The sequence below is a fragment of the Acinetobacter sp. YH12140 genome (assembly GCF_013418475.1).
GTDB classification, from domain to species: domain Bacteria; phylum Pseudomonadota; class Gammaproteobacteria; order Pseudomonadales; family Moraxellaceae; genus Acinetobacter; species Acinetobacter amyesii.
Map to the genome: position 1 here is coordinate 49,053 of NZ_VPBZ01000005.1, position 13,855 is coordinate 62,907.

At 39.4% G+C, this 13,855-nt stretch carries 18 protein-coding genes; 12 read left to right on the forward strand and 6 right to left on the reverse strand.

Annotated features, from left to right (window positions below; all coding sequences use genetic code 11):
- Window positions 1–76: 76 nt before the first annotated feature.
- From FTU75_RS07270 to FTU75_RS07290, 5 genes are read left to right on the forward strand one after another with little or no spacing between them, the layout of a single operon-like run.
- Complete coding sequence (locus FTU75_RS07270; RefSeq protein WP_373685851.1) at window positions 77–751, forward strand: 2'-5' RNA ligase family protein; 675 nt, start codon at window positions 77–79, stop codon at window positions 749–751.
- Window positions 748–1,269, forward strand: a complete 522-nt coding sequence (cobU, locus tag FTU75_RS07275; protein WP_180115557.1) for a bifunctional adenosylcobinamide kinase/adenosylcobinamide-phosphate guanylyltransferase — start codon at window positions 748–750, stop codon at window positions 1,267–1,269. Before FTU75_RS07270 ends, cobU begins: the two co-directional genes overlap by 4 nt.
- Window positions 1,266–2,318 carry a nicotinate-nucleotide--dimethylbenzimidazole phosphoribosyltransferase gene (gene cobT / locus FTU75_RS07280; RefSeq protein ID WP_180115558.1) on the forward strand — a complete coding sequence of 351 codons (1,053 nt, stop codon included), beginning with the start codon at window positions 1,266–1,268 and terminating at the stop codon, window positions 2,316–2,318. Before cobU ends, cobT begins: the two co-directional genes overlap by 4 nt.
- A complete protein-coding gene (locus FTU75_RS07285) occupies window positions 2,319–2,942 on the forward strand; it encodes a histidine phosphatase family protein (RefSeq protein ID WP_180115559.1) in 624 nt (207 codons plus the stop codon).
- Window positions 2,939–3,685, forward strand: a complete 747-nt coding sequence (locus FTU75_RS07290) for an adenosylcobinamide-GDP ribazoletransferase (RefSeq protein ID WP_180115560.1) — start codon at window positions 2,939–2,941, stop codon at window positions 3,683–3,685. Before FTU75_RS07285 ends, FTU75_RS07290 begins: the two co-directional genes overlap by 4 nt.
- A gap of 64 nt (window positions 3,686–3,749) precedes the next feature.
- Here the strand turns inward: FTU75_RS07290 and FTU75_RS07295 are convergent, their stop codons facing one another.
- Window positions 3,750–4,460 (reverse strand): LrgB family protein, encoded by a 711-nt coding sequence (locus tag FTU75_RS07295; RefSeq protein ID WP_180115561.1) that lies wholly within the window; start codon window positions 4,458–4,460, stop codon window positions 3,750–3,752.
- Window positions 4,457–4,909 carry a CidA/LrgA family protein gene (locus tag FTU75_RS07300; RefSeq protein WP_180115562.1) on the reverse strand — a complete coding sequence of 151 codons (453 nt, stop codon included), beginning with the start codon at window positions 4,907–4,909 and terminating at the stop codon, window positions 4,457–4,459. Before FTU75_RS07300 ends, FTU75_RS07295 begins: the two co-directional genes overlap by 4 nt.
- Before the next feature lie 97 nt (window positions 4,910–5,006).
- Between FTU75_RS07300 and FTU75_RS07305 the strand changes: the two genes are divergently transcribed.
- Window positions 5,007–5,906, forward strand: coding sequence for a LysR family transcriptional regulator (locus FTU75_RS07305; protein WP_078193835.1), 900 nt, complete (start codon window positions 5,007–5,009; stop codon window positions 5,904–5,906).
- A gap of 149 nt (window positions 5,907–6,055) precedes the next feature.
- Complete coding sequence (locus FTU75_RS07310) at window positions 6,056–6,535, forward strand: helix-turn-helix domain-containing protein (RefSeq protein WP_078191046.1); 480 nt, start codon at window positions 6,056–6,058, stop codon at window positions 6,533–6,535.
- An 82-nt stretch (window positions 6,536–6,617) separates the two neighbouring features.
- On the opposite strand, the gene FTU75_RS07315 is transcribed toward FTU75_RS07310, so the two are convergent.
- Genes FTU75_RS07315 through tusD form a run of 4 tightly spaced genes read right to left on the reverse strand, consistent with a single transcriptional unit; the run spans window position 6,618 to window position 8,042 of the window.
- Complete coding sequence (locus FTU75_RS07315) at window positions 6,618–6,929, reverse strand: TusE/DsrC/DsvC family sulfur relay protein (protein WP_180115563.1); 312 nt, start codon at window positions 6,927–6,929, stop codon at window positions 6,618–6,620.
- A 48-nt stretch (window positions 6,930–6,977) separates the two neighbouring features.
- On the reverse strand, window positions 6,978–7,265 hold the full coding sequence (locus FTU75_RS07320; protein WP_180115564.1) for a DsrH/TusB family sulfur metabolism protein: 288 nt from the start codon (window positions 7,263–7,265) through the stop codon (window positions 6,978–6,980).
- A 13-nt stretch (window positions 7,266–7,278) separates the two neighbouring features.
- On the reverse strand, window positions 7,279–7,629 hold the full coding sequence (locus tag FTU75_RS07325) for a hypothetical protein (RefSeq protein ID WP_111884337.1): 351 nt from the start codon (window positions 7,627–7,629) through the stop codon (window positions 7,279–7,281).
- 44 nt (window positions 7,630–7,673) lie between these two features.
- A complete protein-coding gene (gene tusD / locus FTU75_RS07330; RefSeq protein WP_180115565.1) occupies window positions 7,674–8,042 on the reverse strand; it encodes a sulfurtransferase complex subunit TusD in 369 nt (122 codons plus the stop codon).
- A gap of 314 nt (window positions 8,043–8,356) precedes the next feature.
- Between tusD and FTU75_RS07335 the strand changes: the two genes are divergently transcribed.
- The 5 genes from FTU75_RS07335 (at window position 8,357) to FTU75_RS07355 (ending at window position 13,730) form a co-directional block, all read left to right on the forward strand.
- Window positions 8,357–8,953 carry a phosphatase PAP2 family protein gene (locus FTU75_RS07335; protein ID WP_111884339.1) on the forward strand — a complete coding sequence of 199 codons (597 nt, stop codon included), beginning with the start codon at window positions 8,357–8,359 and terminating at the stop codon, window positions 8,951–8,953.
- Between the two features lie 515 nt (window positions 8,954–9,468).
- Window positions 9,469–10,476, forward strand: coding sequence for an SDR family NAD(P)-dependent oxidoreductase (locus FTU75_RS07340; RefSeq protein WP_180115566.1), 1,008 nt, complete (start codon window positions 9,469–9,471; stop codon window positions 10,474–10,476).
- Between the two features lie 199 nt (window positions 10,477–10,675).
- On the forward strand, window positions 10,676–12,070 hold the full coding sequence (gene fumC, locus FTU75_RS07345) for a class II fumarate hydratase (RefSeq protein WP_078193830.1): 1,395 nt from the start codon (window positions 10,676–10,678) through the stop codon (window positions 12,068–12,070).
- Between the two features lie 360 nt (window positions 12,071–12,430).
- The gene (locus FTU75_RS07350) at window positions 12,431–12,931 is read left to right on the forward strand and encodes a hypothetical protein (protein WP_180115567.1); all 501 of its coding nucleotides are present in this window, start codon (window positions 12,431–12,433) and stop codon (window positions 12,929–12,931) included.
- A gap of 196 nt (window positions 12,932–13,127) precedes the next feature.
- A complete protein-coding gene (locus tag FTU75_RS07355) occupies window positions 13,128–13,730 on the forward strand; it encodes a nitroreductase family protein (protein ID WP_180115568.1) in 603 nt (200 codons plus the stop codon).
- Window positions 13,731–13,855: the final 125 nt, after the last annotated feature.

Sequence of the window (13,855 nt, forward strand, 5' to 3'; positions counted from 1 at the left end):
TACTAAATCAAAATTGGGCAAAGTCTGTTTTGATTCATGCTTTAATAAAGCAGATTGGATTTAAAGTGATTTATCTGTGTTTTTAAAACCCTCAATGCAAGTCGTACCGACGCTCAATCAGGATTATCCCGATTGGCATCAAGGTCGTCAGCACTATGCTTTGTGGTATATAGAAATACAGGATCCTGAATTATTGGCGTATCTCACAGCACTTCGAGCGCAGTTTTCAGATCTTTTATACACACCGAATACGCGCCAATTTCATATCACTGTGTTTATTTGTGGCTTTTTTGAAGAGTTAAATAAAACCCAATTAATCGATCATGTTGAACAACGATGGAATGATAATTTCTCAGCAGATGAATTGGCACTGCACCAACAACAACTTCGACAGTTATCGCTATCTAATATTCGGTTATGTACAGGTCAGATCAATAGCTTTCAAAGCGCGCTGTTTATTGAAATTGTGGATGTAGATCGTAAGTTAGACCATCTACGTCAAGCTTTGAATTTAAGTTCGAATGAAATTGCACCAATCGAATATTGTCCGCATATCACATTGGGCTTGTATAAACAGTCATGGAATAGCGATGATATTTTTGAAAGAATCCAACAAATTGAACAGCACAGCTTTGATTTTGAAAGTGAGCAGCTGACTTTTGGTCATTATCAGGCTCAAGTACTACAAGGGGCATTAAGTCCTTATTATCAACATCAGTTCAGACAAAATATAGAGATGGCACAGTCATGATTCATTTCATTTTGGGTGGGGCACGTTCAGGTAAAAGCCGACTTGCAGAACGAAAAGCCAAAGAAAGTGCTCAAGCCGTCATCTATGTGGCTACAGCACAAGCATATGATGAGGAAATGCAGGAGCGAATTCAGCATCATCAAGCGGACCGACCTGAACATTGGGGGTTGATTGAAGAGCCTTTGTATTTAGCCGATCGCTTAGTTGAAATAGACCAAGCTCGTCAAACCATTCTTATCGATTGTTTAACGCTGTGGATGAGTAATGTATTGCTGCATGAACAAGCAGACTTTCAACAGCATCAATGCCAAAAATTACTTACGGTGCTGCCAACATTAAAGTCAGACATTATTTTAGTCAGTAACGAAACTGGACTAGGCGTTGTTCCCATGGGACAAATCAGTCGAAAATTCGTCGATGAATCTGGGCGCTTACATCAACAAATTGGTCAAATTGCTGACCATGTGGTGTTTTGTGTTGCAGGTTTTCCAATAATCTTAAAAGGAGATAAAGCATGAACTGGTGGCAAGAACCCTGTCAAAATCCGAGTATCGAAGCTAAGCAACAGGCGGTAAATCACCAGTTACAGCTAACTAAACCTACGGGCTCGCTTTCAGAACTTGAAAATGTAGCGGTGCAACTTGCATCATTACAAAACACAGATCAGCCCAATATCGATTTCCCATGGATTACCATCTTTGCAGGTGATCATGGCGTGATGGAAGAAAATATTTCGGCCTACCCACAAGTTGTCACACGCCAAATGTTACAAAACTTCACGACCGGTGGTGCATGTATTAGTGTCATTGCACGTGAGTATCAAGCCAAACTACAAGTGATTGACTGTGGTTCGGTAGGTGACGCTTATGAATATGCAGGGGTAGAGCGTTACTGTATTGCAGCGGGTACAGCAAATTTTGCTAAAACTGTTGCGATGACCGAATCACAATGTATTGAAGCGATGAATCTCGGCCGTAAAAGTGTTGAAGATGCTATCGCTGCAGGTGCGTCAATTTATGTCGCAGGGGAAATGGGCATTGGCAATACCTGTTCTGCTTCTGCTGTTGCATGTTTTTTATTTAATGAGCCGGCCGAAAAACTGACAGGTGTTGGTACAGGTATTCGTGCTGAACAATTGGCACATAAGAAACAAGTGATTGATCAGGCCTTGGCTTTACATCAGGACTATGTCGGCCAAGATGTCTTTAAAGCCCTATGTGCTGTTGGTGGCTTAGAAATTGCCGCGATGGTTGGAGCATACATTCGCTGTGCGCAATTGGGGCTAGCAATGGTCGTGGATGGATTTATTAGTACGGTTTCTGCCTTGGTCGCTGTTCGTTTAAATCCTGCTGTACGTGAATGGATGCTTTTTGGTCATCAATCGGCTGAATATGGGCACCAACGTTTACTTCAAGCCCTTGAAGCTGATCCACTTTTGAAGTTGAATTTACGTTTAGGTGAAGGCAGCGGTGCCGGTGCGGCCTTGGGTTTAATTCGTTTGGCATGTCGTTTACATAACAACATGGCGACTTTTGCACAAGCTGCTGTGATTGGTGAAAAAGTTTAAATGGAACATTTCCGTTTAGATATATTGCGTCATGGTGAGACTGAACTAAGCCATACCTTACGTGGCTCTACAGATGATGCTTTGACGCAAAAAGGTTGGCAGCAGATGCAGCAGACCATAGATGATGTATTGAACGTCATACATACACACGGTTTAGCGAGCTGGGATGTCATCATCACTTCTGACTTACAGCGCTGCCGTTTATTTGCTTTAGATTTGTCTCAACAACTTAAATGTCCAATGTTTGAAAATGCGAAGTTTCAAGAAATGCATTTTGGCGATTGGGAAGCGGTATCAACCAAGCATATCTATGAAAACACTCCAGAGTTACTCGCACAGTTTTGGCAAAGTCCCAGCACATTTACGCCACCGAATGCAGAAAGTCTTCAGCAATTTCAACATCGGATATTAAGCGGTCTAGATGAGCTAGTTTTGCAGGCTCAACAGTATCATTGGCACCGCGTTTTATTGGTTTCCCATGGCGGCGTGATTAAATTATTAAAATGTATGGCACAGCAAAGTCACTTAGATGATTTATTAAAAATGACTGCCGAATTGGGACAATTAAATTCATTCATTGTGCAAAATCGTGCAAATATTCGTCTTTTGGAGCAAAGTGAATGACACCTTTTTGGATTGCTCTACAGTTTCTCACGACTTTTCCGATTCAACTTAAAGCGATGCCATCGAAACAGCAAAATGGACAGTCTTTATTGTTTTATCCAGCGGTGGGATTGTTGATCGGTTGCATTCTTGCCTTGCTTGCTTTTATATTTCACAGCCTGCCGATTATCTTACTCAGCAGTATTTTGCTGGTAGTTTGGATTTGGCTCACAGGTGGATTACATCTAGATGGTTTAGCTGATACGGCAGATGCGTGGGTCGGTGGCTTTGGTGATGCCGAGCGTACACTTAACATCATGAAAGACCCTGCATGTGGGCCGATTGGTGTGTTGAGCCTCCTCGTGATTTGCTTACTGAAATGGTCGGCACTTTATGTTTTGCTACAACAGCAAATGTATTTGGCATTAATAGTATTTCCAGTCTTGGGTCGTTTAGCCCCTTTATTTTTGTTTTTAACAACTCAGTATGTTCGCGAAAAAGGCTTAGGCTCATCGATAGCAGCAACTATTCCACGAAAGTCGGCATACCTAGTCTTTATACTCTGCCTAAGTGCATGTTTGTATTTTAGCTGGACTGGAGTGGTCAGTATTCTTACATTTATTTGTACTTTATTGTATTTACGATGGAAATTTATTCAGCGTATAGGTGGTGTGACAGGAGATACAATTGGTGCCGCGATTGAAATCACAGAAGTGTCGAGTCTTTTAGCGTTTGTCATAGCAATACATTATTTAGCTGTATAGTTTTACAGATGAAACAGTTTAAATCATCATTTAAAAAGCCCAGAGACTGCACTGGGCTTTTTATTTATCCCAATAAATAAATGACTAAATGAATAAGCGATGGCCCAAGCAATACCATAAATACTCCAGCAAGTACCATGCTCAAGCAGGCTGCAACACCTTCTTCTTTATGACGTGATAATGCTTTACTTGTACCAAATCCGTGTGCAGCATTGCCAAGAGCCGCACCTTGTGCAAAGCGTGAATGCAATTTAAGCCCAGCCAAAACTAGGTCAGCCATAGCCACGCCGGCAATCCCAGTAATCATGGTAAATAGAATCACCAATTCTACTGAACCTCCAATATTCGAGGTAAGTTCCATGGCAAAGGGCGTAGAAATGGAACGTGCCATTAAGCTATAAGACGTTTCTTGGTCAAACTGAAACAACTGTGCCAAATAAAAAGCACTAATAATCCCAGCTAACATGCCAATCACGATGCCCAAACTAATGCTCAGCGCATGCTGACGGATAATTTGCCGATATTCATAGATGGGAATAGCAAAGGCCACAGTGGCAGGGCCGAGCATCCATACAATCCATTGGCTTTCTTGCATATAGGTGTCATATGAAATATGAAAGCAAAGCATGAGTATAATCAGCACAAACGGGACGAATAGTGCAGGGGAAAGAACCATATACGGTAACTTACGATGTAGTTTTTTCGCCAAAACATAACCGATAAGGGTCAGGACGAAAAACAATACAGAGATGCTGTTCAACCCAAAATCGTTCATAAGGTTTTTCCTGCTGTGTTGACATCATGATCTGTCGCAGTTTGGTGTTTCGCTTTAATTTTTGCCTCGAGTTTAAAGCCCCAATAAACCGTAAATGCTGTAAACACCATGACACAGACAGTACCCAGTACCACGGCTAAAATTAACTGCCAGCCAGAGCTGAGTAATAAATCTTGATATTTAATTAATCCAACTACACAGGGGATAAAGAATAGAACCAGTTCAGCCAAAATAAAATCTGAGCCTTGTTTGACCCACTGCATTTTAAATAAACCACTCAACAATGCAGCTAATAGCAGCAATAAACCAATCACGCCAGCAGAGATCGGCAAGTTAAACCATGATTGAATGCAAGAGCCGATCCACCAGATCAATATCAATAAACTTAGCTGGGCTAAGGTCTTGAGAAACTGTGTAAATTTGGAAGTAGATTGTGGAAGCGTATCCATGAGACGACAGCAGAATAGGAGATGACGCTATTTTAAAAGTGCATACCCTGTATAATTATGAATAATTAATTATTAATTATGCTTAAATGGAATAATAATGGACATTAAAAGCTTAAAAGTCTTTGTGACCATCGTGCAAAAACAGAGTTTCAGTCATGCAGCAGAAGCGCTTTTTGTCACTCAGCCGACCATTAGTAAATTAATTCGTCAGTTAGAAGACGAGATCGGAGTGCCTTTATTTCATAAAGGTGAAGCAGGGCGTAAAAGGGAAGCGCAGCTCACCTATATGGGAGAGCAGATTTATCAGCATGCTTTAGTGATATTGAATGAACAACAACGGATGCTTGATACAGTCACCCAAGTTCGTGCCTTAAAACAAGGTAAATTGACTCTAGGTTTACCGCCATTGGCATCGGTGATGTTTAGTCAGTTAATCGCGCTGTTTCATAAAAAATACCCGAATATTGAATTGAGCTTTTTTGAGGTAGGGGCAACAGGTATTGAAAATGCCATTTTAAAAAAACAGGTCGATGTCGGGATCATTTTGGGTCACTTGAAACCGGTGTTAAGTGGTATTCCAGTGATGGAGTCACCATTATGTTTATTATCTAAAAAAAACTCACAGTGGCGTAAGCGAAAAACCGTTTCGTTGATTGAATTAAAAGAAGAATCTTTTTTATTGTATGACGATACCTTCACACTCAATGACATCATTATACAGGCGGCAAATTACGTCGGATTTGAGCCAAATGTGGTGTGTAAAAGTAGCCAGTGGGACTTTATCGCCAAAATGGTAGATTCAAATGTCGGGATTGCACTACTGCCTAAAATTTATTGTGAACAACTTGATGCGGCAAAATACCATATGGCTGAATTAGAAAATCCAAACCTAGACTGGAAACTCAGTATGGCCTGGAATACCACTGTTGCCATGAGTCCCGCAACGCGTGCATGGCTAGAAATAATTGAGGACAATAAAGACAAAATACATTTTTAGTTCATTTACAGATCAAGCAGATAAAATGAATACGTTGAAACAATGGTGGATTTATGATTTGTACATCAAAGATTATTGAAAAGGATTTTGCAAAATCAACAGGCATGAATTAAATTGGGTGTTGGTCGTTATTTTTGATGGTTCATAAAATGAAATGGGATGATATTGGTCAACAACCGTGTTCAATCGCTCGTGCACTTTCAGTGCTAGGGGATCGTTGGACCATGTTGATTATCCGTAATGCATTTATGGGCATTCGACGTTTTGATGACTTTCAACAAAATCTCGGTGTGACGCGTCATGTGTTATCTGACCGATTAAAGCGTTTGGTTGAAGAAGGTATTTTAACCAAAGTTGCTTATGTCGAGCGTCAGGAACGTTTTGAATATCGACTGACTCAAAAAGGCTTAGACTTGTATCCAATCCTTTTAGCTATGACCCATTGGGCCGATCAATATATGGATCAGGGCTTAGGATCACCTGTTGAATATGTCCATCAGGCATGTGGGCAAAAATTTAAACCGGTTTTAGTGTGCTCATGTTGTGCTGAACCGATCCAAGCCAAACAGGTCAAACCGATATTTACCCAAGCCTATTACATCGCTCTAAATCAATTAAAACCTGCCTAAGCTGTTTTATGGCTTTCTTCAAGATGCTGATTTGCATCTATTTAGCCAAATTAGCCTAAGCGGTATTTGGGTTGCTTTAAAATCACAAACAATTTGCAGGTTTAGGGATGCCCGCTAAACGACTTAAATGTCGAGCGACCAAACCGGTGTTAAATTTGTCTTGTAACACCGCATTATTAATATCAGCGCTCACCGTTTTCATTAAAAATTTAATGAGTGGGCGAGTTGCCGGCGAGTGACCAAACTGTTGATAAAACTGTCGCAGAGCTTGTAAAACTTCAAAATGCCATGGGCTTAACTCAAGATCTAAACTTTTAGCCAATTCTTGGGCAACAGTTTCATTCCAAATAGTGTAATCCACCAAATGGCCATCTTGGTCTAATTCAAGATTCATATTCATTCCAAAAGAGAAGATAGTAGTAATGGATCGCTTTTACTCAAATTATTTGAGTGAAATACATCTTTTAAATCTCAGGCATAGATCAGCAAAAGCGGCATAGTCGATTACTTTCATATGACTATAATTCATACTTTTACTTAAAATCTCAGCATCATTTTCGAGTACATAACATGTGCCAAATTGCTGAATTTGTTCATCTGCAATATGTAAGACTGCTTCACCCATTAGTATGATTGAATCTTCAGGGTTGATTAAACTGGCTAACTGCTGGATGTGCTGTAGGGTATTGGCATAGCTGGCTTGGACTAAATACAGCGTAGAATTTGACATCATCATTCCTCTTTTACCAATACAACACATGATCAAATTGTTGAATTAATTCAGTATTGAATTGAACAAACTCAAGCTCTTGCTCACTGTTGATCACAAATGGATGCTGTGAATTTTTTTGTTCAATATAAATCGGGGTGAGATCATAAAACTCAAAGCTATCAACCATGTTGGATGCGAGTTTAAATGCATGCTTGAGTTGACTAAACTCTTGTTCGGCTTGAAGTAAGCTTAGCGCAGCATCTTTGAGCAACACTTTTACGTTACAACCGAAGGTTGCAAGCACCATGGTCGCAGAAAGACTTTCATGTACTTGTAAGCTTGCAAGATTTGCATGGGTTAAAACAACCAGTACAGATTTCACGTAATTTTCCTTTTCAATGCTACAAATGCGCGGCAATAAAATTTTTAGAATTGCAATAAACGGTCAGCAGCTTGTACGGCATCGGCAAGTTCGCCTAGGCCCACAAGTTCAAATTGCTCAGCTAGATTATGTTGCTGAATATTGTGACGGTGTGCATTTTCCTGATCTGTGATCCCACGTGCGAGAGCTGCACTTACGCAAACAGGTAAACGAATGCCGAGTTTTTGCCATTCACTACTGAGTTTGCGCTGATCATCTGGCACCCATTGCAGAGCATTTGCCACATTTACACCATCTTGATAGAAAAAAACCCGAAAGTTTTCGCCTTTCTGCTTCAGCGCTTGGGCAAGACCCAAAGCATGCCAAGCCAATATCGAAGTGGGTGAGGAGGTAATTAGTAATAGAGTACTCATCGAAATTCACTAAATGAATAAACGGTCTAGATCGACAGTTTGTTCTGAGTTCAGAAGAAAAAGCTAGTATACAATGATTTACTCAATGATCTGAATATTTGCAAAGTTTTGCTTATTTAGGCAGCACTGCCATTGCAAATTTTTCTTCAAATAGAACGATTGGTATAACATTGGGTTTAATTTGGATTCAGCCCCAAGCCGTCAGTTTTTCATAAATAAACTGTGCAGTTACATACTGAATAATCTTTATATGAATAAAATGCAATTTTTGATTTTGCTGAGTGCTATGATCTTTTCATTTTTTAAACCATCTCATGAATATAGAGAAATTTAATTTAAGTTTATTTAATTCAATCAATGCTTCGGACAATGCTTTAGATTTCACCATTTCTTTCGCCATATTTATAGCCAATGATCTATTTTATATCGTGATTCTCTTGATGTTTTTGGCTTGGTTTAAAGGCAATTTTGACACCAAAAAACAAATTGTTAAAGCCACTGTTTTTACAATTGTCGCATTTCTAATCAGCCAAGTGATTTCAAGTTTCTTTTACTATCCAAGGCCTTTTGTCTTGGACGTTGGACGCACGATTATAGAACATTCACCGAATGGATCCTTCCCGAGTGATCACATGCTGTTTTTTAGCACGATTGCATTTTCTTATATTTTTTCAAAGCAAAAAGCTGTCGGCTATGTATTTCTAGCTTTCGCTTTTCTTGTGGCGTGGTCGAGAGTCTATTTAGGTGTGCATTATCCAATGGATATGGCGGGAGCGCTGATCATTGCGGTTTTGCTGAATTTTGTTGGACTGTCTTTATGGCGAAAATATGGGTCTTATTTGGTGAGCATGATCTTAAAAGTTTACGAGTTCCTATTCTCAGCCATGATTAAAAAAGGCTATATCCGCTAAATTAAGTTTGCTAGATATTTGCGATTACAAACTTTTGCTGCTGCTATAGTTACATTGCCAACATCCTGCCAGATGAATATTTCTGATGATTCATCTGGCGTTCACATCCAGATCCTATACCTCAAAAAATAGTCAGACTGCTCAATTCAATTTGCTCATTCGATAAGATCATCTCTAATATTTTGTTGCTGTGTAATATGTTTGCAGTGAGACTATTTTTAAATATCTTCTTCTAAACGCGTTCACTCAAATGCCACGAAAACTTGTGATGTCTTCAAAATGGATCGCTAGCGAGGTCATTTGTCGTAAATCAAATACAGTTAATATCCATAACTGCAACACAGTCAAAATTCTAAAGCAGTAAGATAAAACTAGAATGCTCTTGCAGATTGTTCGGCTCATGAAAAATGCTGAGGCGAAGTTTCAAAATTTAGATCTGTATAAAAGTTGGTGACGACACCAAGATGATGCCAAAGAGTTGTAAAAGCTTGATAACTATAAGGAGTATCTAAACAATGATTTTAGTGACTGGTGGTTTAGGCTTTATAGGCTCACATATAGCCTTGAGTTTAATGGCTCAAGGTCAAGAAGTCATTATTGTGGATAATTTATCCAATGCAAATTTACAAACACTTGAACGACTAGAATTTATTTCAGGCATGTATGTGCCTTTTGTCAAACTCGATATTCGCAATACTCCCGCACTCAATAAAGTATTTGAACAATATAACGTCGATGCTGTCATTCATACGGCAGGCTTTAAGTCATTGGAAGAATCCGTCCTTAAACCACTTGAATATTATAATGATAATGTCAGTTGTATCATGAGTTTGCTGCGTGCTATGCAGCGAACAGGTGTACGAACACTGATCCATTTATCAAGTTTAGCGGTATATGGTCAGTCGTCGGCAGAATTAACAGAAGACACAGAAATCAATTTTACCTATCCAAATCCCTATGTGAAATCTCAACAAATGGTGGAAGAAATTATACGGGATACGGCACGTACTGATAATGAGTGGAAAATTGCGATTTTGCGTTTAGGAAACGTCGCAGGTGCTTTCGAGCATGCAGTTTTAGGTGAGTTTGTAGCGCCATTGCCAAAAAATATCGTACCACTAGCGATGCAAGTCGGGGCTTTACAACGAGACTTTATTGAACTTCGCAAACAAGCCAAAACTGAAGATGGTACTGTGGAAAGGAGTTTCTTGCATGTACTCGACTGCTGTAAGGCGGTGTGGCAATGTTTGCAATGGTTGTCGCAGCAACAATTTACTTGCGAGGCCTTTAATATTTCAGGTGAATTGGTTTCGATACAGCAACTGTTGGATACGCTTTCAGAAGTGACACAGGCGGAGATTAAGACGGTCGAATCTAGTTTTTACCCAAGCCATGAATATGACCAGCTTGGGGCAAGTACACAGAAAGCGAAAAGTACTTTTGATTGGCAGCCTGAACAAGATTTAAAGAAAATGCTAGAAGATGAATGGCGTTTCTATCAACAAACATTAAGAGGGAATTAACTCGTCTTGTATTGGGTAAATTTAATCGTCGTGCATGATTTTCTTTATAAAATCACAATAAAGATGATCAAATAAACCACTTATAATTGATAATGGTTATTATTTACAAATCTAAACAAGTTACCTAAACTGTATTTATCAGCAGAGTTTGATTCTGCACAGACGTTCAAGTTTTATAAATAAGGATATGAGGTCATTTATGCAAACACGTATTGAACATGACACAATGGGCGATGTTGAAGTACCTAGCGATGCGATGTGGGGTGCACAAACACAGCGTAGTTTGCAAAACTTTAAAATTGGTGGTGAACGTTTACCACGTCCAATGATTCGTGCAATGGGTCTCGTGAAAAAATCAGCTGCGATCACCAACGCAGCATTGGGTCAAATCCCTCAGGAACTTTCTGGTTATATCGTCAATGCAGCCGAAGAAGTGATCTCAGGACAGTGGGATGCACAATTTCCACTGGTAGTTTGGCAAACTGGTTCAGGTACGCAAAGTAACATGAACTGTAATGAGGTAATTGCCAATATTGCCAATCAAAAACTGGGTAATCCGTTGGGCTCACAAAAACCTGTCCATCCAAATGATCATGTCAATCGTGCGCAATCGACCAACGATTCATTCCCAACCGCAATTCATGTGGCTGCAAGTCTACAAATCAATGAGCTTTTAATTCCTGCAGTAACAAAACTGCGTAATACCTTAGAAGCTAAATCTAACGATTTTAAAGATATTGTTAAAATTGGCCGTACACATTTACAGGATGCAACGCCTTTAACATTAGGCCAAGAGTTTAGCGGCTATGTTTCACAGCTCGATCATGGTTTGAAGCGTTTAAATCAAGCTTTAGAAGGACTGTATGAATTACCACTAGGCGGAACAGCGGTCGGCACAGGTCTGAATGCACATCCTGAATATGCTGTAAAAGCAGCAGCAGAACTTGCGAAACAAACGGGTCTGCCATTTGTCACTGCACCCAACAAATTTGAAGCACTTGCAGGACGTGATGCTGCTGTATTTGCATCGGGGGCGTTAAAAACACTTGCTGTAAGTTTAAATAAAATCGCCAATGACGTGCGCTGGTTAGCCAGTGGCCCACGCTGTGGTTTTGGTGAGCTACGCATTCCAGAAAATGAACCAGGTTCAAGCATCATGCCAGGTAAGGTTAATCCAACTCAAAGTGAAGCTATGACGATGGTGGTTGCTCAAGTACTTGGAAATGACACAACCATTAATGTTGCTGGGGCATCGGGTAACTTTGAATTAAACGTGTTTATGCCGGTTATTGCCTTTAACTTATTGCAATCTATTCAACTCCTCGGTGATGCATGTAATAGCTTTAATGACCACTGTGCAGTAGGCATTGAGCCAAACCGTGAAAAAATCGATCATTTCTTACATGATTCATTAATGTTAGTTACGGCGCTCAACCCAGTAATTGGTTATGAAAACGCTGCAAAAGTTGCTAAAACTGCATATAAAGAAGGCAAAACTCTAAAACAAGTTGCGGTAGAACTCGGTTTAGTCACTGCAGAGCAATTTGATGAAGTGGTTCGTCCTGAGCAAATGGTTTCACCAAATACCAAATAAATTTTTTGAGATCATTCATCTAGAGTGTTTGAAAATAAAAAGAGGGGCTGATTCATATTCAGCCTCTCTTTTTATTGGATAACTTTTTAATTCTTTTTATCGCTGAATACTGGCTAACACATATTTTTTTGAATCATAGTCATCTTGAAATGTATGTATATAAACAGGACTGTTTATTAAAAATAGGGCAACGAACAAAATGCAGCAAGGCCGGAGTATGAAGCAAGTAATTCATAGGATTGGGCTTTGAATTCATTGGCACACTTGTTAAAATGCCTTTCTTTTTCTGTTTTCGTTGCTATTTGACATTTGTTTGAATAAATATTTGCAAGACAGTGTTTTATTTAAGGATTTCCCCCAATGCTCACCATCTATTTGACAGATGTCCAAAAGAACGTTCAATTTAAAGACTATCCGGGCGAGCATCCTGTTAAATTTGTTTTGAATTTTAAAAAGATTTTCCCAAGTGTTATGGAGCTTTTGCTACCAGTTTTGCCTGAGAATGAAAATCTAGAAGAAATGAGCTGGGAATCTACTACTACTGATTTTGAAAAATTCAAATTACTACTCAGTGGTTGGGGCGTAATCGAACTGCGTTTGAATGCTATTGCGCAATATAAAGACCGTGCTTATGCAGATAACTTGGTAAAAAAAGCACAGCAAAAGCGCAAAGAATATAAAAAAGCACAGTCAAAATTACAAACTGTTGAACTGGATTATCTATTCATGCACGAAGTTCATGGTTTGATTGATGCAGAGTTGGTTGAGCTAGGTGAAAAATTCTATCTACCGACTTTACGTGAGCTTTGGAAAAACAAAGTGTCAGCGAATGTGCTAGAAGCAAAATTCTATACTTCATAAGGTTTTAGTCGAAAAATCCTCCGCTTAGGAGGATTTTTTATATGTACAGCAGAACTTCAGATTTACTTCGACAAGTGACTGTTTCATAGTGACCCATCAAGTAACTGAAGCATTCCAACATTTGGAAAGTCGCGATACTTATCATTCCAAATGTTTCTGACTCATCTGCACATTATATTCTAAAGGATCATTTTATATGTCAAATCAGTTTATTGACCTGATAAGCAAACGTCGCACTATTTATGCTATTGGGGACAATGTAAGCCTAAGCACAGAATATTTAACTGATTTGATCCAAACAGCGATTAAACAAAGCCCATCTTCATTTAACTCACAATCTTCTCGTGCTGTTATTTTATTTAATGGTGAAAGCGAAAAATTTTGGGGCTTAGTCGCTGACAAATTAAAATCTTATGCAAAAGATGAAGCAAGTGCTGCGAAGACGACAGCTAAAATGGCAAGTTTTGCAGCAGGTTTAGGTACAGTTCTGTTCTTTGAAGATTTGGATGTGGTCAGTGGCCTACAAGCACAGTTTCCTTCTTATGCAGAAAACTTTCCGATTTGGGCCGAACATTCAACTGCCATTGCCCAATTTGCGACTTGGACCGCATTGCACACCGAAGGTTTAGGCGCATCATTACAGCATTACAACCCAATTGTGGATGAACAAGCGCATGCTAAATGGGACATTCCTGCGCATTGGAAACTTCGTGCTCAATTGGTTTTTGGTTCAGTGGAAGGTGAAGCGAAAGAAAAAGGCTATATGGAAGATGCCGCTCGTTTTAAAGTCTTCCAATAATTGCAGTGTATAACACTCAATTTTGATAAAAAAGGAACGAAAACTAAGTTCCTTTTTTATTGCAATTTTATTGAAATAGATAGGGTTGGACAAGATTTTCATCCGTGAAAACCTTGTCCAGATTA